General features: G+C 60.3%; 19 protein-coding genes and 2 pseudogenes. 11 read left to right on the top strand and 10 right to left on the bottom strand.

The features are described 5' to 3' along the window. Positions 1-52 precede the first annotated feature (52 nt). Positions 53-1327 carry an FAD-binding oxidoreductase gene (locus ACI3K0_RS26530; RefSeq protein ID WP_206828990.1) on the bottom strand — a complete coding sequence of 425 codons (1275 nt, stop codon included), beginning with the start codon at positions 1325-1327 and terminating at the stop codon, positions 53-55. Positions 1328-1342: 15 nt separating this feature from the next. After that, positions 1343-2011, bottom strand: coding sequence for a haloacid dehalogenase type II (locus ACI3K0_RS26535; protein ID WP_404946556.1), 669 nt, complete (start codon positions 2009-2011; stop codon positions 1343-1345). Between the two features lie 335 nt (positions 2012-2346). Here ACI3K0_RS26535 and ACI3K0_RS26540 point away from each other — a divergent pair, with 335 nt between their 5' ends. From ACI3K0_RS26540 to ACI3K0_RS26570, 7 genes are all read left to right on the top strand, one after another. Then, on the top strand, positions 2347-3186 hold the full coding sequence (locus ACI3K0_RS26540; RefSeq protein ID WP_206828991.1) for a GNAT family N-acetyltransferase: 840 nt from the start codon (positions 2347-2349) through the stop codon (positions 3184-3186). A gap of 13 nt (positions 3187-3199) precedes the next feature. Continuing rightward, positions 3200-4579, top strand: a complete 1380-nt coding sequence (locus tag ACI3K0_RS26545) for an aspartate aminotransferase family protein (RefSeq protein ID WP_206828992.1) — start codon at positions 3200-3202, stop codon at positions 4577-4579. A 237-nt stretch (positions 4580-4816) separates the two neighbouring features. Continuing rightward, positions 4817-5533 (top strand): HAD-IA family hydrolase, encoded by a 717-nt coding sequence (locus ACI3K0_RS26550; RefSeq protein WP_353654270.1) that lies wholly within the window; start codon positions 4817-4819, stop codon positions 5531-5533. A 76-nt stretch (positions 5534-5609) separates the two neighbouring features. Continuing rightward, positions 5610-7220 carry an ABC transporter substrate-binding protein gene (locus tag ACI3K0_RS26555; protein WP_206828993.1) on the top strand — a complete coding sequence of 537 codons (1611 nt, stop codon included), beginning with the start codon at positions 5610-5612 and terminating at the stop codon, positions 7218-7220. 121 nt (positions 7221-7341) lie between these two features. Further along, positions 7342-8292, top strand: a complete 951-nt coding sequence (locus ACI3K0_RS26560) for an ABC transporter permease (protein WP_206828994.1) — start codon at positions 7342-7344, stop codon at positions 8290-8292. A 58-nt stretch (positions 8293-8350) separates the two neighbouring features. Further along, positions 8351-9136 carry an ABC transporter permease gene (locus ACI3K0_RS26565; protein ID WP_404946561.1) on the top strand — a complete coding sequence of 262 codons (786 nt, stop codon included), beginning with the start codon at positions 8351-8353 and terminating at the stop codon, positions 9134-9136. Continuing rightward, the gene (locus tag ACI3K0_RS26570; protein ID WP_206828996.1) at positions 9137-10792 is read left to right on the top strand and encodes an ABC transporter ATP-binding protein; all 1656 of its coding nucleotides are present in this window, start codon (positions 9137-9139) and stop codon (positions 10790-10792) included. Positions 10793-10851: 59 nt separating this feature from the next. Here ACI3K0_RS26570 and ACI3K0_RS26575 read toward each other — a convergent pair whose 3' ends face one another. After that, positions 10852-11328 (bottom strand): Lrp/AsnC family transcriptional regulator, encoded by a 477-nt coding sequence (locus tag ACI3K0_RS26575; protein ID WP_112509010.1) that lies wholly within the window; start codon positions 11326-11328, stop codon positions 10852-10854. A gap of 230 nt (positions 11329-11558) precedes the next feature. On the opposite strand from ACI3K0_RS26575, the gene ACI3K0_RS26580 reads away from it, so the two are divergent. Beyond that, positions 11559-12884 carry an FAD-binding oxidoreductase gene (locus tag ACI3K0_RS26580; RefSeq protein ID WP_206828997.1) on the top strand — a complete coding sequence of 442 codons (1326 nt, stop codon included), beginning with the start codon at positions 11559-11561 and terminating at the stop codon, positions 12882-12884. 55 nt (positions 12885-12939) lie between these two features. Continuing rightward, positions 12940-13848, top strand: a complete 909-nt coding sequence (locus tag ACI3K0_RS26585) for a LysR family transcriptional regulator (protein WP_404946557.1) — start codon at positions 12940-12942, stop codon at positions 13846-13848. Positions 13849-13854: 6 nt separating this feature from the next. On the opposite strand, the gene ACI3K0_RS26590 is transcribed toward ACI3K0_RS26585, so the two are convergent. The 4 genes from ACI3K0_RS26590 to ACI3K0_RS26605 are packed head-to-tail and all read right to left on the bottom strand — an operon-like array spanning position 13855 to position 19603. Beyond that, entirely contained in the window at positions 13855-15219 is a 1365-nt protein-coding gene (locus ACI3K0_RS26590) for an NAD(P)/FAD-dependent oxidoreductase (RefSeq protein WP_206828998.1), read from the bottom strand. After that, a complete protein-coding gene (locus tag ACI3K0_RS26595) occupies positions 15216-15530 on the bottom strand; it encodes a (2Fe-2S)-binding protein (protein WP_206828999.1) in 315 nt (104 codons plus the stop codon). Before ACI3K0_RS26595 ends, ACI3K0_RS26590 begins: the two co-directional genes overlap by 4 nt. Continuing rightward, a complete protein-coding gene (locus ACI3K0_RS26600; RefSeq protein WP_404946558.1) occupies positions 15527-17512 on the bottom strand; it encodes a hydantoinase B/oxoprolinase family protein in 1986 nt (661 codons plus the stop codon). The genes ACI3K0_RS26595 and ACI3K0_RS26600 overlap by 4 nt, the downstream gene beginning before the upstream one ends. Before the next feature lie 6 nt (positions 17513-17518). Continuing rightward, the gene (locus ACI3K0_RS26605; RefSeq protein WP_206829001.1) at positions 17519-19603 is read right to left on the bottom strand and encodes a hydantoinase/oxoprolinase family protein; all 2085 of its coding nucleotides are present in this window, start codon (positions 19601-19603) and stop codon (positions 17519-17521) included. A 212-nt stretch (positions 19604-19815) separates the two neighbouring features. Between ACI3K0_RS26605 and ACI3K0_RS26610 the strand changes: the two genes are divergently transcribed. Then, positions 19816-20943: an FAD-binding oxidoreductase gene (locus tag ACI3K0_RS26610; protein ID WP_206829002.1), complete on the top strand. Its 1128-nt coding sequence runs from the start codon at positions 19816-19818 to the stop codon at positions 20941-20943. A gap of 233 nt (positions 20944-21176) precedes the next feature. On the opposite strand, the gene ACI3K0_RS26615 is transcribed toward ACI3K0_RS26610, so the two are convergent. Together ACI3K0_RS26615 and ACI3K0_RS26620 are read right to left on the bottom strand one after the other, a co-directional pair. Then, entirely contained in the window at positions 21177-22091 is a 915-nt protein-coding gene (locus ACI3K0_RS26615) for a response regulator (protein ID WP_404946559.1), read from the bottom strand. A 2-nt stretch (positions 22092-22093) separates the two neighbouring features. After that, entirely contained in the window at positions 22094-22405 is a 312-nt protein-coding gene (locus ACI3K0_RS26620) for a hypothetical protein (protein WP_404946563.1), read from the bottom strand. Here ACI3K0_RS26620 and ACI3K0_RS26625 point away from each other — a divergent pair. Beyond that, positions 22370-22732 (top strand): annotated as a pseudogene (locus ACI3K0_RS26625) (IS3 family transposase); the annotation flags it as partial. The gene ACI3K0_RS26620 and the pseudogene ACI3K0_RS26625 sit on opposite strands and share 36 nt — an antisense overlap. A gap of 71 nt (positions 22733-22803) precedes the next feature. Here the strand turns inward: ACI3K0_RS26625 and ACI3K0_RS26630 are convergent. Continuing rightward, positions 22804-23514 (bottom strand): annotated as a pseudogene (locus tag ACI3K0_RS26630) (IS256 family transposase); the annotation flags it as partial. Positions 23515-23559 lie beyond the last annotated feature (45 nt).

A 23559-nucleotide genomic window follows, 5' to 3' on the forward strand; every position in this document is an offset into this window, starting at 1 on the left:
CGCAACCCCACTCTTTTTTGTTTTTACGACTGATGACGGAACCAGCGTTGGCCTACTGGATCTTGTCGAGCATCTTGAAATACAGGCCGACAAACGGCAGGAACCAGGGCTTGCCAAAGTGACCGGGCACGGCCGGCCAATCGAGATCCTTCACCGGGTTTCTGTCCGGTCTGCCAAGGATCGCGTCAGCCATCGCCATGCCGAGATGAGTGGAAAGCTGGGCGCCATGGCCCGAATAGCCCATCGCGTACCACAGGCCGTCATGGTAACCGGCACGCGGATAACGGTCCTTGGTGACATCGACGAGACCGCCCCAGCAATAGTCGATTTCGACCTTTGCCAGCTGCGGAAAGATCTTGCCCAGGCTTTCGCGCAGGATTTCCCCGCTCTTGGCGTCCGAACGCTGATCGGATGTGGCGGAAAATCGCGCCCTGCCACCGAAGATCAGCCGGTTATCCGGCGACAAGCGCCAGTAATTGCCGATGTTCATCGTGTTCACGCAGGTGCGGTTACCGGGCATGGTGGCAGCCACTTCCGCATCGGTGAGCGGCCGTGTCGCGATGATGAAACTGCCGACCGCCATGATGCGGCGGCGGAAATAGCCGAAGTTTGGCGTCGTATAGGCACCTGTCGCCACAAGCACGTTGTCGGCCGTCACGACACCCTTTGCGGTTTTGAGGATATGACGCCCACGGGCCTGCGAATGCTCCGTCACCAAGGCATTTTCGACGATCGTTGCACCGCGTCGCGCCGCGGCCTCGGCAAGGCCCACGGCATAACGTCCCATATGCATCATGGCGCTTTTCTTTGACAGCATTGCGCCATGGAAGGGAGAGCCGACTTCGCCTTTCAGATCAGCGGGAGACAGAAGTGCCGTGTCCGGATCGACTTCCGCATGCACCGCCTCGAAGTTCTTCGCCAGGCCTGTGAAATGCTGCGGCTTGGAAGCGAGTTTCAGCTTCCCGGCACGACGAAAATTGCAGTCTATGCCTTCCTCGGCAATGATTGCCTCAAGCGTGTCGATGGAATCGTCGAGCGCCTTGTAAAGTGCAATCGCCCGCTCCTTGCCCAGTTCCTGCTTGGCGGCAAGGTAACTATGCGCCAGACCGTTGTTCAGATGGCCGCCATTGCGCCCCGAGGCACCGAAACCGACGGTATCTCGCTCGAGTACGACGACCTTGGCGCCTGCCATCGCAAGCTGCCGCGCAGCGCCAAGCCCCGTAAATCCTCCGCCGATGACGGCAACGTCGTAATGACCCTCGACGGATCCCTGAACGGCTCCCGCGAAGCGGGATGCCGTATCATGCCAATAAGAGACGTATTTCATCAGCCTCGGCCCTTCCTAGAGCCCGACAACGCCGGCCAGGCCGGAGATATCGGCGATTTCCGTATAGCCGTAATAGGGGTTGGCCGGCTCATGGCGACGATTGACCCAGACCTTGTTCTTGATGCCGAGATCATGGGCCGACATCAGATCGTAGCGGAAGGAAGAGGAGCAATGAAGAATATCTTCCGGGCCGCAGCCGAGCATGTCGAACATATATTCGAAGGCCTGGAAGCGCGGCTTGTAGGCATTGGCCTGTTCGGCCGTATAAACGGCATGGAATGGAGCACCGAGCTTGGCGACGTTGGAAGGGATCTGGTCGTTCATGGCGTTGGAGAGAATGACCAGCGGAATTTCCTTGGCAACCTTGGCAAGCCCTGCTGGCACATCCGCATGCGGCCCCCAGGTCGGGACGCGCTCATAGACCATCTTGGCATCCTCGTCCGTGAAGGTCACGCCGTTGCGCTTGCAGGACCGTTCCAGCGAATTATAGACAACCTCGGCATAGGGCTTCCAGGCGCCCATGATCTCATCAAACCGATAGCCTGCAAAATTCTTGATTAACTCCAGCATGGCCGGCTCATCGAGACGGTCGCCATAAAGGTCGCGCGCCGCTTCCGCCATCTGGAAGTTGATCAGGGTACCATGGCAATCGAAGGTGATGTATTTCGGGCGGAAGGTGGTCATGCGCTTCATCCTTGCATGGGGCCTTTGGGAAGGCCTGGCTGGCCTTTCGGGTGATGATCGATAATAGAGCTGCTTCCCGCGCGTATGCCGACTGATTTCCCCTCTTTCGAAGCAGAAAGTTCCGTATCCTACCTTCGCTTTGGCATTTGCTTGCAGAAACAAGGCCTGAGGCCCGGCCAAAACCACCCTGAAACGCAGCGGCAAGATCAAGGCGCGGCATAAGATGCGGCAACGAGCCGCCGCTTTGGCGGAAGATATCGTTACAGCCACCGCCTTCGGATAATCGTCCGGCCTATTGCCCCCGAAACTCAGATGCAGAAAAGGGAGCATCGTCCATGCAGATGGGTGACATCGAGATCAAGGCCTTTGCCGCCGAACACCTTGCGTCGGCCGTTCGTCTCTCGCAGGAGGCCGGCTGGCCGCACCGTTCGGAAGACTGGCTGGTCGCTCAGCAATTGAGCGAGGGCGTGGTTGCTGTAGAAGAGAACGGCAACGTGGTCGGCACAGCTCTCGTCACACCCTATGGTTCGGATTGTGCGACGATCAATATGGTCATCGTCGATTCCGCCATGCGTGGCCACGGCCTCGGTCGCCGGCTGATGGATGCGGCCTTGGCTATCGGTGGCGCACGGCCTCTTCGCCTGATCGCCACCAGCGACGGGCTTCCTCTTTATGAAAAGCTCGGGTTTCGGCAGACCGGCACGATCCTCCAGCACCAAGGGATTGTCGCCTCGGCACGATCTTCGGCCAATACGCAGGCCGTAACCGCTGGTGACCTGCCCGCGATAACGGCACTCGACAGACAGGCCTTTGGCGCAGACCGCACATCGCTCATGCGCAAGCTCTTCGAGATCGGCGAGTTTGCCGTCATCCGCAATGACAGTGAAATCACCGGCTTTGCCTGCATCCGTGTTTTCGGTCGCGGCGAGGTCATCGGACCGGTGGTCGCCGGCAATCTTAAGGACGCGCAATCACTGGTGTCTCATTTCCTGGCTCAGCGGATCGGCAGTTTCGTTCGGGTCGATACCATCGCTGCTGCCGGCCTCGCTCCCTGGCTTTCGGAGCACGCTCTTTCCCATGTCGGCGGCGGCATCGCCATGTCGCGGCCTCTTTCCATTCAATCCGCCGCCTCTACGGCGACAACCTTTGCCCTTGCCAATCAGGCCCTTGGCTGATCCGGAGAACATCATGCTCAGTAATTCGCTCATCGAACTCGATCGCGCCCATCTGGTCCATCCGGTCGCATCCTATCGCGGCCATGAACAGCAGGGCGTGCGGGTGCTTGCATCAGCCAAGGGCGCTACCGTCACGGATGCCCGCGGTCATCAGCTGATCGACGGTTTTGCCGGGCTCTGGTGCGTCAATGCCGGTTACGGACATGACTCGATCGTCGAAGCCGCGGCACGCCAGATGCGTGAACTGCCCTATGCGACAGCCTATTTCGGACTGGGTTCAGAAGCCCCCATCCGCCTCGCAGCGGAACTGGCCGATCGCGCGCCCGGCGATCTTAAGCATATCTATTTCACGCTTGGCGGTTCTGATGCCGTCGACAGCACAATCCGCTTCATCCGCTACTACTGGATTGCCAGGGGTCAGCCGCAGCGTGACCAGTTCATCTCCATCGAACAGGGTTATCACGGCTCCTCGACAGTCGGCGCAGGCCTTACCGCGCTTACCAATTTCCACACGGGCTTCGGCATTCCCTTCGAATGGCAGCACAAGATCCCGTCGCCCTATCCCTACCGCAATCCTGTCGGCCAGGATCCTCAGGCGATCATCGATGCCTCGCTTGCCCAGTTGAAGGACAAGATCGAGACGATCGGTCCGGATCGGGTTGCGGCATTCTATGCCGAACCTATCCAGGGCTCCGGCGGCGTCATCGTGCCGCCCAAGGGATGGCTGAAGGCAATGCGCAATCTCTGCAAGGAATACGGCATCCTGTTCGTCGCAGATGAAGTCATAACCGGCTTCGGTCGCACCGGGCCACTCTTCGCCTGCACCGAAGACGAAATCGTTCCCGATTTCATGACGACCGCCAAGGGCCTGACATCCGGATATGTTCCCATGGGTGCCGTGTTCATGGCGGACCACGTCTATCAGGTGATCGCCGATGGTGCGGGTGCCTCGGCAGTCGGCCACGGCTACACATATTCGGCTCATCCGGTCAGTGCGGCAGTCGGTCTCGAAGTCTTGAAACTCTACGAAGAAGGCGGCCTGCTGGAAAACGGCGTCAAAGCTGGCGCACGGCTGATGGCCGGCCTCGAAGGCCTCAGAGATCATCCTCTGGTCGGGGATGTTCGCGGACGCGGCATGCTGGCCGCCGTCGAACTCGTGACCGACAAGGTCGCCAAGACCCCGCTTCCCGTAGAGGCGGCTCCGGCACGGCGGGTCTTCGATCGCGCCTGGGATAATGGCCTTGTGATCCGCGCCTTCGCCAATGGCGTTCTCGGTTATGCTCCACCGCTCTGCTGCACGGATGACGAGATCGATGCGATCATCGAGCGTACGGCAAATACCCTTGATCAGACGCTGGAAGATCCCGATGTCCGCCGAGCCATGAAGGATTGAGGCTGGATCACGTACCGGGCCTTGTACCGCCAACGGGCAAATTTCAGAATTATGTGCCGCACTACCCCGCCAATTCGGAGAAAATGGCGGGGCCGAACTGTCAAACTTCAATCTAACAAAGGCCCAAAACCCCATAAAACCTGCAAAGGGCGGGGGAAAACAACAGGGCACGGAACAGCATAATCTTTGGCACTCGGCTGCACAGCGCGCCAATTGCCCATAAAACGGGATGCTAACGTGACGAAATCTCTGAAAACATTCATATATCTGTCCTTCGACGTCGTTGGCACGCTGATCGATTTTGAAGGCGGATTGACCTCCTGCCTCAAGGAAATAGGTACCGAAAACGGTGTAGAGGTCGATGGCGAAGAAGCACTGGCGCTCTACCGCGCAGCCCGCTATTCGGACGCGACAGACCTTTTCCCGGATGATCTTGTTCGCGTTTATCTCCTGATCGCGCCGAAACTCGGCCTGCCTGCCGAACAGGCCCATGGCGAACGCCTGCGCGACTCTGCAAAGACCTGGAAGGCCTTCCCGGACAGCGTAAAGGCCCTGGCCGACTTGAAGCAGCATTATCGCCTGATCGCGATGACCAATGCGCGTCGCTGGGCATTCGAGTTTTTCTCCAAGGAGCTCGGCAATCCATTCCATGCCGCCTTCACTGCCGATGATACCGGCACCGAGAAACCCGACCCGGCCTTCTTCCATCAGGTCTTCGACTTCGTCTCCTCAGAGGGCGCTAGCAAGGACGACATCCTCCACGTCGCCCAGAGCCAATATCATGACATCGGCATCTCCCGTCAGCTCGGCATGACCAATTGCTGGATCCAGCGCCGGCATGCCCAGAAAGGTTATGGCGGCACTATCGAGCCTGCCGAATTCACCAAGCCTGACTACCACTTCACTTCGATGGCCGAACTGGCCGAAGCCGTGAGGATTGCCAACGAGAACTGACCATCAACGATCTTCGTAACATCGGGCCAAGCCGGCTGAAGACCGGCCGCCCGCCAACGGTGAAAAGGGGAATGACATGCATAACAAGATCACCAATTGGACCGCGTCCGACGACGCAATGGTCGAGAATGCCATTCGCCGAGGAGCCACACGGCGCGAACTGCTCAGCATGATGCTTGCAGGCGGCGTCGCAATGTCCGCCGGAGGCATGATCCTCGGCCGGGCGTCCGATGCCCTCGCTGCCACCCCGAAAAGCGGCGGCAACCTCAAGGCGGCCGGCTGGTCGTCCTCTACAGCCGACACGCTCGACCCGGCGAAAGCCTCTCTTTCCACCGATTACGTCCGCTGCTGCGCGCTTTACAACCGCCTTACCTTCCTCGATCAGGCGGGCCTCGTGCAGATGGAACTGGCCGAGAAGGTCGAAAGCGCAGATGCCAAGACCTGGACCGTCAAGCTACGCTCGGGCGTTACCTTCCATGACGGCAAGTCGCTGACCTCCGCCGACGTTGTCTTCTCGCTGAAGCGTCACCTCGATCCGGCCGTAGGCTCCAAGGTCAACGCGATCGCCAAGCAGATCACCGACGTCAAGGCGGTTGACCCGACAACGGTCGAGATCGCGCTCGCCAACCCCAATGCCGACCTTCCGACCATCCTGTCGATGCACCATTTCATGATCGTGCAGGACGGCACGACTGATTTCTCCAAGGGCATCGGCACCGGCGCCTTCAAGCTCGAGACTTTCGAACCGGGCGTGAAGTCGATTCTCGCCAAGAACCCGAACTACTTCAAGTCGGGCGGCGCTCATGTGGACTCGTTCGAATTCTTCGCTATCTCGGACGACAACGCCCGCGTGAATGCGCTTCTTTCCGGCGACATCCATCTTGCTGCCTCGATCAAGCCGCGCTCCATGCGTCTGGTCGAAAGCCAGCCCGGCTTCGTCCTCTCCAAGACCACATCCGGCAACTATACCGACCTCAATATCCGCCTTGACATGACACCGGGCGACAAGGCCGACTTCGTTAAGGGCATGAAGTACATCACCAACCGCGAACAGATCCAGAAGTCGGTTCTGCGTGGCTTGGCCGACGTCGCCAACGACCAGCCGGTTTCCCCTGCCAGCATCTATCACAATGCGGAACTCAAGCCGAAGGCCTTCGATCCGGACAAGGCGAAATTCCACTTCGAAAAAGCCGGCGTGCTCGGCCAGAAGATCCCGATCATCACCTCCGACGCTGCCACCTCGGCCGTCGAAATGGCGACGATCGTACAGCAGTCGGCGGCCGAAATCGGCATGAACCTCGATGTCCAGCGTGTGCCGAATGACGGCTATTGGTCCAACTACTGGCTGAAGGCACCAATCCATTTCGGCAACATCAACCCGCGCCCGACGCCTGATATCCTGTTCTCGCTCCTCTACGCGTCCAATGCGCCGTGGAACGAAAGCCAGTACAAGTCCGAGAAGTTCGACAGCATGCTGGTCGAAGCACGCGGCCTTCTTGATGAAGCCAAGCGCAAGGAAATCTACGGCCAGATGCAGGTCATGGTCGCAGAAGAAGCCGGCACTATCATTCCGGTCTACATCTCGAATGTCGATGCGATCACCGAAAAGCTGAAGGGCCTTCAGGCCAACCCGCTTGGCGGCATGATGGGCTACGCGTTTGCCGAATACGTCTGGATCGACGCCTGAGGCTCATGCATGATGGCAGGAGACATCCGTCTCCTGCCATTCGTGCCGCATGTTCCGGCATATTCCGCTCCAGACGGGAGCCTGCCGGCAATTGGAACTTCTCAAAACCAGGGAGCCGATCTTGAGGACATTCGTACTCAATCTCATAGTGCACCGGCTTCTCATCGCAGGTCTGACGCTGCTGATCGTCTCGTTCGCGGTGTTTTTCGCAACGGCCATGCTGCCCGGCGATACCGCCAGCATCCTGCTCGGGCAGGCGGCCACGCCCGAAGCCGTGGCCGGTCTTCGCGCCGCCATGCATCTCGACGAACCTGCCGTGTTCCGTTTCTTCCGCTGGCTCGCCGGTTTGGCCCAAGGCGATCTCGGCACGTCTTACGTCAACAATGTCGCGGTGGCGGATCTGATCGGCGGACGTTTCGTCAACACGATGCGCCTTGCCGGCATCACGACGCTGATCGCCGTACCCGTTGCCCTGACGCTCGGCATCACCTCGGCCATGTTCCGCGGTTCCATCTATGACCGCATCGTCACCATCCTGACGATCGGTGTGATCTCCGTGCCCGAATTCATGATCGCCACGTCTGCGGTCCTCGTCTTTTCCGTCTATCTGAAGTGGCTGCCCGCACTTTCCTTTGCCAACGAGGTGACCTCCTTCTGGCAGGTGCTGAAAGTCTATGCCATGCCGGTCATCACCCTTGCTTTCGTCGTCTCGGCACAGATGATCCGCATGACCCGCGCAGCCGTCATCGACACGATCAACACGCCCTATGTGGAAGCAGCCCTTCTGAAAGGCGCTTCGCGTCCGCGCGCCGTGCTCTACCATGCGCTGCCCAACGCGGTCGGCCCCATCGCCAACGCGATCGCGCTGTCGCTTTCCTATCTCGTCGGCGGCGTCATCATCGTCGAAACCATCTTCAACTATCCGGGTGTTGCCAAGCTTATGGTCGATGGCGTCTCGACGCGCGACCTGCCACTCATCCAATCCTGCGCTATCATCTTCTGCATCGGCTATCTCGCCCTGATCACGCTTGCAGATATCGTTGCCATTCTTGCCAACCCGAGGCTGCGCTGACATGAACCTATCCACGCCCTTGTCGAGCAAATTCAGCTACAGCTTCAGCTGGATCGGAATGGTCGGGCTTGCGATCATCGTCTTCTGGGCAGTTATCGCGCTAGCGGCCCCGTACATCATTCCCTACCCGATCGGAGAAATCGTCGACGAGGATTATTTCGGCCCAATGAGCAGCAAGCTGCTTCTCGGTTCTGATTATCTCGGCCGTGACATGCTCTCAAGGTTGATGATGGGTGCGCGTTACACCGTCGGCATCTCGCTCGCAGCGGTCTGCATCGCCTGTTTCACCGGGACGGCGCTTGGTATGGCCGCAGCCGTCATCGGCGGCTGGTTCGATACGATCCTCAGCCGCTTTCTCGACGCGCTCAACTCCATTCCCAGCAAGCTTTCCGGCCTGGTCGTTGCTGCCGCGATCGGTTCCTCGATCAATGTCCTGATTGTCATGCTGGCGGTGATCTACACCCCCGGCGCCTATCGCTTCGCCCGCGCGCTTGCCGTCAACGTCAACACGATGGACTACATCACTGTCGCGCGTACCCGTGGCGAAAGCATCCTTTACATCATCTTTTCCGAGATCCTGCCAAACATCATCGGGCCGTTGCTGGCGGATTTCGGCATTCGTTTCGTCTTCATCACGCTGCTTCTGTCCGGCCTCTCCTTCCTCGGCCTCGGTGTACAGCCGCCCTATGCCGATTGGGGCGCTTTGGTTCACGAAAACATCAGCGGCCTGCCTTTCGGCGCACCGGCTGTCATCGTGCCCTCACTTGCGATTGCCAGCCTCACGATCAGCGTCAACCTGCTGATCGACAATCTGCCCAAGAAGATCCGCGACCGGAGTGCGTGAATGGAAAAACTGGTAGAAATTCGCGGACTGAAGGTCGAAGCGACAACCGATTCCGGCCGACGTCTGGACATCATCAAGGGCGTCGATCTCGATATAGCACCGGGGGAGATCGTCGCGCTGATCGGCGAAAGCGGCTCCGGCAAGACCACCATTGCCCTCACCCTCATGGGCTATACCCGCACCGGCTGCCGCATATCCGGCGGCAGCATCAGTGTCGCCGGCAAGGACATGGTGACGCTGAGCGAGCGGCAGCGGGCGTTGATCCGGGGTCGGGAAATATCCTACGTGCCGCAATCGGCCGCCGCGGCCTTCAATCCGACGAAGCGCATCATAGATCAGGTCGTCGAGGTCACCCATATCCATATGCTCCTGCCACCGGCCGAGGCCAAGCAGAAGGCTATCTCTCTGTTCAAGGCACTTTCCCTGCCCAATCCAGATCAGATCGGCGAGCGTTACCCCCACCAAGTTTCCGGTGGTCAGCTGCAGCGCCTCGCCGCCGCGATGGCGCTGATCAGCGATCCGAAACTCGTGATTTTCGACGAGCCTACGACGGCATTGGATGTGACGACCCAGATCGAGGTTCTGCGCGCCTTCAAGTCCGTCATGAAGAAGAGCGGAATTGCCGGTGTCTACGTGTCCCACGATCTGGCTGTCGTCGCCCAAATTGCCGACCGCATTCTCGTGCTGCGCAATGGCGAAGTACAGGAAGTCGGTTCCACCGAAACCATTCTCAACGATGCCAAGCATCCTTACACGCGCGAACTTCTGTCGGCATTCGAACCCAAGCCGCGTGGCGATCACCTGGACCTCGCTACCGAAGCAAAACCGCTGCTTGAGATCAATGCCCTGACTGCAGGCTACGGACCGGTTCAGGAAGACGGCCTGCCACTGGTGCGCGCCGTTCAGGAAGCCAGCATCACGGTACAAAAGGGACGCAATCTTGGCATCATCGGTGAATCGGGCTGCGGCAAATCCACGCTTGCCCGTTCGATCGCCGGCATCCTGCCAGCTTCATCCGGCAAGCTGACCCTCGACGGGCGCCAACTGGCACCCTCGGCACGACAGAGAAGCCGCGGGCAGCTTCGCGAATTGCAGATCGTCTTCCAGCACGCCGATACGTCTCTCAATCCGGCAAAATCGATCGAAGACATTCTCGGCCGCCCCCTCACCTTCTATCACGGCATGAAGGGCAGCCAGCGCAGCGCCCGCATCGATCAATTGCTCGACATGGTGCATCTGCCGAAAGCATTGCGCAGCAGAACGCCGGCAGAACTTTCCGGCGGCCAGAAACAGCGCGTCAATTTCGCACGCGCGCTCGCCGCCGAGCCGAAGATCATCCTCTGCGACGAGATCACCTCAGCACTCGATACGGTCGTTGCCGCTGCAGTCATTGAGCTTCTGAAGGAATTGCAGCGCGAGCTTGCACTTTCCTACATCTTCATCAGTCATGACCTGTCGGTGGTGGAAGCCATCTGCGACGAGATCGTCGTCATGTACCACGGGAAAAAGGTCGAGCAGATCACACCGGCCATCTCCAAGGTTCCGCAGCATCCCTATTCGCAACTGCTGTTTTCGTCGGTGCCCAAGCTAGACCCCAATTGGCTCGATAGCCTCGAGCGCGATCCCGAACTGGTGAAGGCTTACGGACATGCCTGAACGCCGGTATCACCGGCATTGCGAATGCCGGTGATCCCTCTGACAAGAAATGGAATGCGCTAAACGAGGAACAGGCTGGTGAGCGGCATGTGCGCCTTCACGATCGGCGATTTCAGCACCACGAAGCTGAAATATTTGTCGATGCCGATATCCATGTCCGTCAGGCGTTCCATGATCGTCTGGTATTCGCCGATACCAGCGGTGACGAATTTCAGCAGATAGTCATAGCCGCCGGAAACGAGATGGCATTCGATGACCTGATCGACTTTCTCGACCGCCGCAAGGAAACGGGCAAAGTCGATCTGCCGATGGTTCTTGAGCGTGATCTCGGTGAATACGGTCAGGGTCTGGCCAAGTTTGCCGATATTGATCTGGGCCGAGTATCCGTCGATATAGCCCTCCTGCTGCAATTTCTTCACCCGCATCAGGCATGGGCTGGGGGAAAGATTGACCAGTTCGGCAAGCTCGACATTGGTGATGCGGCCATTCTTCTGGAGTTCGTAGAGAATCTTGATGTCGATACGGTCGAGCTTCATCTGCGATCTCTCCTTGCGACCAGCACTCGGCAGCATTTTATTCTGCCGTTTTCTGGAAACCAGCTTAACACTATGAAGACGCTTGTCTATTCCATTGTGCCGCAAGCGCTACGGCAGGAAAATCTGCTTATCCCGGATCATGCAGCATTTAATGCCGTCCGCGCCATCTGTCCGGTAACCGATGGATGGTTCGTCTCGCTATGCTTGCGGCGACAAGGAGAAGAAATGCCATGCCAGCGCCGCTCACGCTCGTCCCGACGTCCCACGATCTCCCGCAGTCTGCCGACGCTGTCGTTATCGGCGCCGGCATTGTCGGTGTCTTTACCGCTTACTATCTGGCGACGCGCGGCCTGAAGGTTGCGCTGGTTGAAAAGGGCTTTGTCGGCGCCGAACAATCGAGCCGCAACTGGGGCTGGTGCCGCCAGCAGAACCGCGATGCCCGCGAACTCCCAATGGCAACGAAAAGCCTCGATCTGTGGGAGCGTTTTGCCGCAGAAACTGGAGAAGACACGGGCTTCCGACGCTGCGGTCTCCTTTATCTGAGCGACAACGAGGAAGAGATCGCCGGCTGGGCCAAATGGCGGGATTTCGCCAGGACCGTAGGCGTCACAACGCATATGCTGGACAATGCTGCAGCCGGAGAACGCGGCAAGGCGACCGGCCGCTCATGGAAGGGCGGCGTATTTTCGCCAACGGACGGCACGGCCGATCCCGCCAATGCCGCACCCGCGGTCGCCCGTGCGATCATCAGGCTGGGCAGTTCCGTACACCAGAACTGTGCAGCCCGTGGTGTAGAGATGGAAGGCGGCAGGCTTTCGGCCGTCGTCACCGAACACGGAACGATCAGGACGAAGGTGGCGATCCTGTCCGGCGGCGCATGGACTTCGTCCTTCTGCCGCCAGCTCGGCATCCGCTTCCCGCAGGCTTCAATCCGCTCAACCATCCTCTCCGTCGGCCCGGGCCAGGGCGATCTTCCGGATGCGCTCCATACGGCGCGAGTATCGGTCACCCGACGCGGCGACGGCGGACACACGCTGGCAATCAGCGGACGCGGCCGTGTCGACCCGACAGCGCAGAACATGCGTTTCGCAGCCCAGTTTCTCCCCATGTTCATGCGGCGCTGGCGCAGCCTCTCTCCCGGTGGATTGGAAGGCATTCGCAGCGGCCATGAAAGCCTGAAGACGTGGCGCCTCGATCGGCCGACGCCGATGGAAGAGATGCGCATCCTCGATCCCGTAGTCGATCGCCACACGGTCAAGCTGACGCATGAGCGGGCCACCGAACTTCTGCCCGACTTCAAGGGGCGTCCGGTCACGGCAGCATGGGCTGGATATATCGATTCCACGCCGGATGGCGTACCCGCCATCGGCGAGACTGCAGTCGTAACCGGCCTCGTACTTGCTGCGGGCTTCAGCGGCCACGGCTTCGGCATTGGTCCGGGCGCCGGCCACCTGATCGCCGATATCATTACCGGCGCGCAGCCCATCGTCGATCCTGTCCCTTACCGTCTCGAGCGCTTCGAGCGGTCTTCATGGGGCAAGGTCGCCGACTTCTGACCGATTGCCCTTTGATGTAAGCTGAGACTGGCAACCAACGGACACGGAAAAACGCATGCAGGCACGCCAACTGGAAGTTTTCTGCATGCTGATGCGCTGCGGGACTGTGACCGGCGCCGCCGCCATGCTCAACATATCGCAGCCCGCTCTCAGCCAGATCCTGCTTCATGCGGAAGACCAGCTGGGCTTCAAGCTGTTCAATCGAGTTCGCGGCAAGCTGGTCCCGACCCGCGAAGCCGAGGAGCTTTATCCCGAATGTGAGAGAATTTTCTCGGAACTCGGCGCATTGAAGCGGCATACGACCGACATGCGCTTCGGCCGCACTGGCATCATCCGGGTTGCGGCCTCCGCACCACCGGCCATGTCGATCGTGCCGAAGGCGCTCGCATCGTTTCGCGAAGCCCATCCGCATGTCGTGATCCGCTCACTCATCGCACCGCTGGTCAATGTCGTCGACATGATCCGCAACGGCGATGCCGCACTCGGGCTTGTGATGAACAATATGGCGAGACCAGGCATCGAGGTCGAGACGCTCGGCCATACCGAGCTGATCTGCATCCTGCCCGAAGGACACCGGCTGGCGGATCGCGAACATATCAATTTCGCCGACTTGCAGGAAGAAACGCTGATCTCCTACAGGGCCGGCACCTATCCCGGCCGCATACTTTTGAGTGCGGCGGCGGCCGAAAAGCATATGTTCAATCCGGCAATCGAGATCGACATCTCGCTGACTGCCCTGCCCTTTGTCCGTGACGGTTATGGTGTCGCCGTGGTCGATGGATTGCTTCCATGGGATCAGTTTCCCGGCCTTATCCGCAAACCGCTGTCTCACAAGGCGATGGTACCGATCGCGCTGCTCACCAGCCGAGACCGCCCGCTCACGGGAAGCCACCTGGCGATGCGCGATAATATTCGCGACGCCTGCGCCTCGGTCTTGGCCAAGGCGGAAGATCTCAATCGTTAGAGCCTTTCAGGCATCCCGGACCCATGCTCCGATCGGAGCAGGCCTGACCGGCGCCTGTTCCCGCAGACGCCCGGCGTCGCTGACGGAAATCCCGGCCTTTGCTGCAATCAGTTCGGCACCGGCCAATTGGCAATAACGCCCCTGGCAGCGGCCCATGCAGACCCGCGCGAGCGACTTCACCCGATTGGCTTCCGCACCGCCGTAATCGACACCGTCGCGCAACTGACCGGCAGTGATCCCCTCACAGCGGCAAACCACCGTCTCGTCGGGCGTCCTGCGAACCATGTCAGCCGGCCAGGGAAAGGCACGCGCCATGCCACGGGCAAAACGCTCATACCGTCTGAGCCGCCGCAGATCCGCAGAACTGTCGGGCGCAGCCAGGCCCATATCGGAGAGACAGGCATGCGCGGCCAGGCGACCGGCGACTTCCGCCCCGTCGGCTCCGAGAATGCGCAAGCCGTCACCGGCAAGATAGAGCCGTTCTGCAGCCCTTCCCATGCGGTCGGTGCGCGGAAGCCATTGCGCCCAGCCGGCATCATAATCGAACTGGCAACCGGCAAGCCCGGCAAGCTGTGTTTCTGCCCGCAAATGCCATCCGATACCGACCATGTCGCAATCGCTTTTCCGCATTGCGCCACGCGCATCCTGCCAGCGGATGCTCACCGGGCCGCATTCGTCGGAATCGATACCGAGTATCTTCACGCCAGCATGATAAAGCCGTCCCAGCTTGGCGCGCATCATCATCCCGCGCAGGATAAGCCCCGGTCTTGCCAGCATGCCGGGAAGTCCCGTCATCTGCGTCACGAATGACGAAGTGTCGAGAACGGCCGCAATCTCGGCCCCGGTCTTCAGCAATTGCGTTGCGACCAGTGTCAGCAGCGGCCCCGAGCCGGCAAGCACGATCTTCTGCCCGAGCGCGACACCCTGAGCCTTGAGAGCGATCTGGGTTGCGCCGAGACTGTAGACAGCGGGTGACTGCCACCCTGGCACGGGTGCGAGGCGATCGGTGGCGCCTGTCGCAAGGATCAGCCGGTCATAGCTGAATTCGCGCCGCCCCGAAGGGGTCAACGCATGCAGGCTTCGGTTGGCGCAGGCAAGGACGGAACTCTGCGGATGGTAATCTACCTGCCCCTCGGCCACCATCTGGTCGAACCGACCATGCAATGCGACCGCCTTGTCGGCTTCGGTTCCGTAGAGTTGCCGCGCAGATCGGGTAAAACCATCCGGCGGCCGGCGATAGATCTGGCCGCCGGCCCTCATTCCCTCGTCAATGACTACGGGCTTTATACCCGCCGATACCAGCATCTCGGCGGCACGAATGCCTGCCGGCCCCGCGCCGACGATGACGACCTTTTCAGCATCCGAACTCATGACGGCCATCCGGCAGGTGCTTCGGTCAGCAGTTGCATGCCGTCCATGACCGGCGTCGAACAGGCACGAAGCCTTCCCCCATCTGCCTGCCAGATCCAGCAATCCTGACAGGCGCCCATCAGGCAGAAACCTGCCCGCCTCTCCGGCCCGAATTCCGATTGCCGCAGGTGATGGGAAGAGGACAACACCGCTGTCAGCACCGTATCACCCGCAAGAGCCTCGCAGGGCGAGCCATCCAGATGAAAATGCACCCGCGGTCTTGCCGTTTCCGACAAACGGACAATTCGCCCGGTTCGCGGGTGCGGCTTCATTCAGCAGCCTCCTTGGCCTCGATCGCAGGCTCCGGCATTTCCCTGAAGCGCGCCCGGACATCCGCCAGGGCCTCGGATACGCCTTCCGGTCCGACACGGCCCTTCATCCGGCGGAAGATTTCCGTCTTGGTGAAGAAGCGCCAATGGATCGGCAGACCGGCAAGAATGTCGGTGAGGAGATCATAGGCGGCCGGCGTCCATTGCGCCTCATAACCCTCGCGCTCGGGACCGTAGTGGAAGTGGCCGGCAGATGCGGAGCGTGATGCCCTGAGGCTTTCGGTCGCTTCCTCATCCGCACCACCATCACGAATGACGACCCCATAGTCGCGCTCTGCGGCCTCTGCAGAGACATATCCGCGCTCGACATCGCGAACCACGCGCCAGACCTCACGTTCCAGCGGATTGCCGCGTCCGCCACCGCCTGCCGAACGGATTTCCAGCACGTCGCCGGGCTGCAGGATGGCGGTATCGATATTGCCGAGCCGGCGATAGTCATCCCGACCGGGGTTGAGCACCATGTCGGACAGGCCCGCAGCCTTGCCGCCGAGCAGACCCCAGGGCCGGAAGAAGCTGCGGTCGCGGTTGCGCGCGGTAATCCGGCTGCCCGGGCTGAACACCCGGAACGCCATCTCGGTCGCAAGACCGCCGCGCCAGCGGCCCGCACCGCCACTGTCCTTCGCCAACCCGTATTTGACGAATTCGATCGGCACTTCGGTCTCGGTAATCTCGATCGGCGTGTTCTTGAGGTAAGCGGCATCAGCCCCGGAGCCGTTGGTGCCATCGCGATGCGGCATGCCACCACCTCCGCCAACGACCGGATTGACGGCCGCGATGACAGTACGACCTCGCTCGTCGGTGGTCATAACGTTGACGATGCAGTTGTTGCCAGCAGGTGCTGCCGGAAGCCTTTCAGGCACAGCCTGGCAGAAGGCGCCGAAGATCACCGAACGCAGGCGGGCGCAGGTAAGCGACCGCATGCCGACAGCAGCCGGCGAAATCGGGTTGAGCACGCTGCCCTGCGGCGCAATGCAGGTAAACGGGCGTGTCAGGCCGGTATTCAGCAGGATCTTCGGATTGATCGTGTAGAGCACATAATAGACGCCGACGAGCAGCATCGTATGCCGCGGATCGCCGCCCGAGGGAACATTGAGCGAAGACCCGAGCTGCGGATCGGAACCGGTGAAATCGAGGATCGCCTCGTCGCCCTTGATCGTCAGCGTCAGTTTCAGCCGGCATGGATTGGCTGCGACAGAATCCTCGTCCGCGTAATCAACGAAGACATAGGTACCGTCCGGCATGGAGCGCAGAATGTCACGCGCCTGCGCTTCGGCATGATCGAGCAGCACTTCCGCGCCTTCGAGAAAGGCCTCTTTCCCGAATTTCTCGACCATTGCGAGGATCTTGCGCTCGCCGGTATTGAGCGCACCCACCAGCGCCTTGATATCCCCGATGTTGAGATCGGGCTTGCGAACATTGGTGGTCATGATCTTCAGAATGTCCTCGTCGAAGACACCTTCATTGACCAGCTTCATCGGGGGAAAGCGGATGCCTTCCTGATGGATTTCGGTCAGGGCGCGCGAAAGAGACGCCGGCACGGCGCCGCCCATGTCGGTATTGTGGATGTGGCCGCCGGTCCAGGCGATGATCTCACCCTCGTAGAACACCGGCTTCCAGAGATGCGTGTCGGGTGCGTGGGTTGCGACGAAGCAGGAATAGGGATCGTTGGTGAAGGCAACATCGCCGGGCTTGTAGTCGGCGACCATGTCGATTGCCCGCGTATAGGTCAGCCCTGGATACCATGTGGCACCGAGCCCCATCGGCACGCCGAACGTGTCGCCATTGCGGTTTATCAGCATCACCGTGAAATCCTCCGTCTCCTTGACGAAGGCGGAATGTGCGGTCCGCTGCAGCGTATAGGCCATGTTCTCGGCAGCCGCGCGGGTGTGATTGGCAAAGACCTGAAGGTTCAATGGGTCAAACATGGCGGGTTACTCCGAGAAGGTCAGATGCAGGTTCAGGTGGCGGTCGACATCGACCGTGGCGCCGGCCGGAATGGCAAAGGTCGTATCTTCCTGCGCGACCACCGCCGGGCCTGAGAACCGGCCGCCCGGATGCAGAAGATCTCGCCGGTAAAGGCCGATCCATTCGAACTCCTTGCCGGTGAAGACGGGGATCTCCCGCTCCGGCACCGCGGCAACACCGCCATGTTCGGCCTCGACCGGAAGCTCCAGAGCCGGACCGGCACCGATCGCCGAAAGGCGCAGGTTGACGATCTCGATCTCTCCGTCCGGATCGTCGAAATCGTAGAGCTTCGCATGCATGGCATGGAAGGCGTCTTTGATGGGGCTGAGCTTGCCCTCGGCGATCCATGCTGCCTGAACCGGCACCTCGATCTCGAAGCTCTGGCCGACATAGCGCATGTCGGCGGAAACATACAGCGTCGCCGGCCCCTGATGTCCCTGCTTCGAAAGCCACGCCAGCCCCTCGGCCGACAGCGAATCCAGCGCCTTGCGCAACAGCGGTGTCGCCTCGGCGGAAATATGCGTGAAGACAGTGCGGATGAAGTCGCCGCGAAGATCGGCCACCAGGCCGCCCAGCGCCGAGACGACGCCCGGACGCGGTGGCCCGATGACCTTCGCCATCTTGAACTCCCGCGCCAGGAAAGCGCCGAGCATCGGCCCGCCGCCGCCGAACGGCATCAAGGTGAATTCCCGCAAATCGACGCCTGCACGCGAGGCAAGCTTCTCGACCTCCACGAACATTTCGGAAATGGCGATATCGAGAATGGCCTGCGCTGCTTCCTCGGCCGTACGGCCGATCTGGTCGGCGAGCTTGGAGACTGCCGCGCGAGCCAGGCCGACATTGATCTGCAACTGGCCGTAAGCCATCTGGCTATGGCCGAGCCAGCCGCAGACCGCCATCGCATCCGTCACGGTCGCCTGAGTGCCACCACGCCCATAGCACGCCGGTCCCGGCGTCGATCCGGCCGATTCCGGTCCGACACGCAAGACGGCCTGCGCATCGACGCTTGCAATAGAACCGCCCCCGATGCCGATGGAACTGACCGAGACCGATGGAATATGCAGCGGAAACTCGCCAATCAGTTCGCCCGTACCGAATTGCGGCTCGCCTTCGATGATCAGCGCGAAATCGGCCGAAGTACCGCCGATATCGAGCGTCAGGATATGCTTTTCACCGGCGCGGCGAGCAAGCCAGGCGGCGCCGATGACGCCGGATGCGGTACCGGAAAGTAGCATCTGCACGCAGGAGCGCTTGCCCTCCGCCGCATTCATGACCCCGCCATTCGACTTGGTCAGCAGCGCCGGAGCCGTTACTCCACGGGAAACCAGTTTGTCCTCCAGCGCCGTCAGATATCCGGAAACACGCGGATGGACGTAGCCGTTGAGGATGGCTGTGGTGGTGCGCTCGTATTCGCGAATGACCGGCCAGACTTCCGAGGATGTGAAGACGAACAGATCGGGAGCCGACTGTGCAATCTGGGCCTTGACCGCCGCTTCCTGGGCATCGTTGCGCCAGGAATGGAGGAAGGAGATGATGATGCCCGATGCACCCTTTGCCTTGGCGGTTGTAACGGCTTCGACGACGGCCTGCATGTCCGGCGCCTGCGCTTCGCTGCCGTCGGCTCTCAGTCGCGCCGGAATGCCGAAGACCATGTCACGCGAAATGAGCTGGTCGGGACGCGAGCAGAAGAGCGAATAGACGTCCGGCATTCTCAGGCGCGCCAGTTCGATCACGTCCTCGAAGCCGGCATTGGTCATCAGCGCCAGCGACACGCCGCGCCTCTGGATGACGGTGTTGATGCCGACCGTCGTACCATGCACGAAGCGGCTGATCGAAGTCGGATCGAGCCCTTCGCGCTCAGCGAGAAGCGAAAGCCCGGTCATCAGTTCCGCGCCCGGATCGTCCGGCGTGGTCAGAACCTTCAAGGAGGCGACCCTGCCTGAGCGCGTTTCAAGAGCGCAGAAGTCGATGAAGGTTCCGCCGATATCGACGCCGACCTTCCAATCCTGTTCCTTGAGATGGTCTTTGCCGGGCGCTGGCGCATTGTCCATATTGGATCCCTTTCCGTCTGGTTATGCAAAGCTGGCACGATGGAACCACGTCGGTCCAAGACGGAAAGGGCGATATCCCATAAGCAGAACTTATGCCCTCGAACGGACCAACCCATAGGTCCGACTTATGGGAGTGCCCAAAGCTCGACTTTGACTTGACCATGCCGGATCGGTCACTCTTCATGCGATTTTCAGGATGACGAGGAAGCCGGATGGATGTGATTGTTGTCGGTGGTGGCCTGATGGGCGCAGCCTCGACCTTTTTCCTGGCGCGCCGCGGACTGCGTGTCACGCTTATCGAGCGAAACCGTGTCGGCAGTGGTGCGACCGTCGCATCCTTCGGGAATATCCGCAGAAGCGGCAGATATCTGCCCCAACTCCCCCTCGCCCACCGGTCGCTGGCCCTTTGGAAAGAAGCGGAAAAGCTGCTTGGGCGCGATGTCGAGTTTCGCGCCACCGGCCATCTTCGTCTCATCTTTACAGAGAAGGGGCTGAATGAGATGCGGAGCTTCTCCGAGGCGGCGCGGCCCTGGGGGTTGGATCTGGAGGAACTCGGCCCGAAAGAGGTGCAGAACCGTTTTCCGGGCCTCGGCCCGACCGCAATCGGCGCCTCCTTTTCCCCGCAGGACGGCAGCGGCAATCCTCGCCTTATTGCGCCCGCCTTTGCCGATGCCGCGCGCCGGCTCGGCGCGGAAATCGTCGAGGAAACCACTGTCGAGAGCATAGGGAAAACGCCACACGGTTTCGAAGTTCGAACCTCGAAAGGTCTTTATTCGTCGCCGATACTCCTCAATACGGCCGGCGCCTGGGGCGCACGGATTGCCGAGCAATTTTCCGAACCGGTACCGATCGTCGCCAAAGGTCCGCAAATGGGCGTCACCGAACCGCTTCCACATCGGGTTCTGCCGGTCGTCGGCGTCTGGGGCCATGAACATGGCGGCGGTTATCTTCGCCAGGTCGAACGCGGCAATATCGTGTTTGGGGGCGGAGCGGAACGCACCGATGTCTCGCTGGACAGCGGCCATGCCAAGGCCGATCCCGCCCGCCTACCGGGACAGCTAAGGGCACTTCTGCCCTTGCTGCCAGCGCTTGCGAACGTCTCGGTGATCCGCACCTGGTCGGGCTGTGAAGGTTATGTCGCCGATGGCCTGCCCGTCATGGGACAATCCGCGACGACTGAAGGCCTTTACCACGCCTTCGGCTTTTGTGGACACGGGTTCCAGCTTGGACCCGGAGTGGGTGACGTCATGGCGGAGTTTATCGCGACGGGCCAAACGCAAATACCCCTGAAAGATTTCCGGATTGGGCGGTTTTCGCCGGTGGGACAGGCAAGTTCTTGAGCAGATAAAGATCACCGATCTCGGCATCGAAATGGTGACTTTTGAAAGTGCATGTGGCTGAAATTTCGAGAACACTCTGGCCGTATCCGAGCGCTCTTGAGCTGGTTGATCAATTATCAACCGCATGGCTCTTCATGCGGAAGAAACTAGGCTTTGATCCCTTGATTCAGAGGATAATAAAAACTCTCCGGCCAGTCCAAGACGCAGCTGGCAATCCAAGGTCTCTCTGGTTATCAGCTATCCCGCCACAGAACCCTCACCGCCATCGTCGCTGCGGAGGTTCGCTTCTCGACGGAAAGCTTGTTGAAGATTTGCTCCAGGTGCTTGTTGACGGTGCGCGGCGACATTTCCAGGATGTCAGCAATCTCCTTGTTCGCCTTGCCGTGCGCAATCCAGAGCAGCACCTCCGCTTCCCGCAACGTCAATGCAAAGGCTTTTGCGAGTGGCTCCTCATCCGTTCCACGGTGCCGGTCGACAAGCCGCAACAGCAATTCGTCATTCCCGTCATCGGACAATATGCGGAATTCCAGATCCTGTCCGTTGCGTGAATAACGAAGCGCCTGGCCAAGCGCGGCGGATGGCAACTGCTCGGCGGCAAGGCCAACCAGTTCCACGATCTCCCACGGCAGGTAGGCGCCCTGGTCGGACCGGATCCCGGCGCGTTGCATCAGGTCGGCGGCCTGTTGTGTCGACCAGTGGATTCGTCCGTTCCTGTCGCAGGCGACGATCCAGCGCCCGGTGGAATCCAGCGCACGCCGCGCAGAACGAGCCCTTCGCGCATTGCCCAGATGGACGCGCATGCGCGCGAACAGCTCGTTCAGTTCGATCGGCTTGCTGATGAAGTCGACCCCTCCCGCGGCCAGTGCCCGCACGACATGTTCGCTCTCGTTGAAGCCGGTCATGAATATGATCGGGATGTCCTCAAAGCCGCGCTCCGCTTTCAGGATCTGGCATGTCTGGAAACCGTCAAGGCCGGGCATCACCGCGTCCATCAGAACGATGTCCGGCGAACCGCTGTTTGCCAGCGAAATTGCCTGCCGGCCACTATTGCAAGTCAGCACATCCATGCGTTCGAGCGTCAGGGCGTCCGACAGCATGAAAAGCGCGTCAGGTGAATCGTCGACCGAGGACGCGGTTGGCGGCGGCAAGGTCAGACATTCTTCACCTCCTCAAGGACGGCCAGAAAATCGCGAAGCCGATAGTTCGCGACGAGGAACCGCATATGGCGACAGAACCGTGCCGTCCCTGGCGAGGATGTCTCGATATCGTTCAGCATGGCTTCTATCGAACGGACGAAGCCCCTCTCCCCCAATGTACGCAATTGCTTGAGCTTGCGGGGCTCGGGCAGTTCCGCCGAAGCGAAGTTCGGCTGCAAATCAGCCTCTACTGTCTCTTCGCCCGCATGCATCCAGGTCAGCGGCACTGCGATCTTGCCCTGATGCGCCGGATCGACGAGCTGCATCTCGAATATCCGTTCGCGGGAAGTCGGATGTTGCAAGGGCTTTTGAGAGGAGAAGGGTTGAATGCCGGGCGGCTCCATGTTGCTACGCTGATGAAGAAGATGGGCATCGAGGCGATCTATCGCCGCCCGAACACCTCCAAACCAGCGCCAGGTCACAAAATTTATCCCTATCTTCTGCGCAAGCTGGCGGTTACCCGGCCCAATCAGGTATGGGCGATGGACCTGACCTAAATCCCCATGGCGCGTGGTTTTGTCTACCTCTGCGCCGTTGTGGACTGTTTCAGTCGTCGGGTTCTGTCGTGGCGAATTTCGATCACGATGGAGGCGGACTGATCGTGTCCCATGCCGTGGTGTAGCTCGGTTCATCATCGAGCCTTCCGGCCAAGGCCGGGAATGGGTCAACTTGCGGCGGGCAAGTTGATAATCTGATCATCGCTCATTGTGGCGATGGTTTCCAGCGTCATGTAGCGCGAGCGCTGAACCGCCCACTCGTCATTTTGCTCGAGTAGCAGGGCGCCGACGAGTCTGACGATGGCGTCGTCATTGGGAAAGATGCCCACGACCTCCGTCCTTCGCTTGATCTCACCGTTAAACCGCTCGATTGGGTTCGTGCTGTGGAGCTTGGTCCAGTGCTGCTTTGGAAAGGTCATGTAGGCTAGGACGTCCTCTTCGGCGCTATCCATGAGGCCTGCGAGTTTTGGCACCTTTGGCCTTATCTGATCGGCAACGCTGCGCCACTGTTGGCTGGCAGCTTCGGGTGTGTCCTGGGCAAAGGCCGTTGCGATGAAGGCTGAGACGACGCGCCGGCCGCTCTTTCCAGCATGCGCCAATGCATTGCGCATGAAGTGGACTCGGCATCTTTGCCAGGTCGCCGATAGGACCTTGGAAACGGCGGCTTTGATGCCCTCGTGGGCATCGGATACGACGAGCTTAACACCGCGCAGGCCGCGGCGGGTGAGCTTGCGCAGGAATTCCGTCCAGATCGGTTCTGCCTCGGAGGTGCCGATTTCCATGCCGAGAACATCGCGCCGTCCATCAGTGTTAACGCCGATTGCGATAATGACAGCGACGGAGACGACGCGGCCACCGCGCCGGACCTTGAGGTAGGTGGGATGAGTAGGCGATACGCGCCTTACCGCATTACGGCGGCAGGT

Source organism: Rhizobium sp. ZW T2_16, from assembly GCF_044987325.1.
GTDB classification, from domain to species: domain Bacteria; phylum Pseudomonadota; class Alphaproteobacteria; order Rhizobiales; family Rhizobiaceae; genus Neorhizobium; species Neorhizobium cellulosilyticum.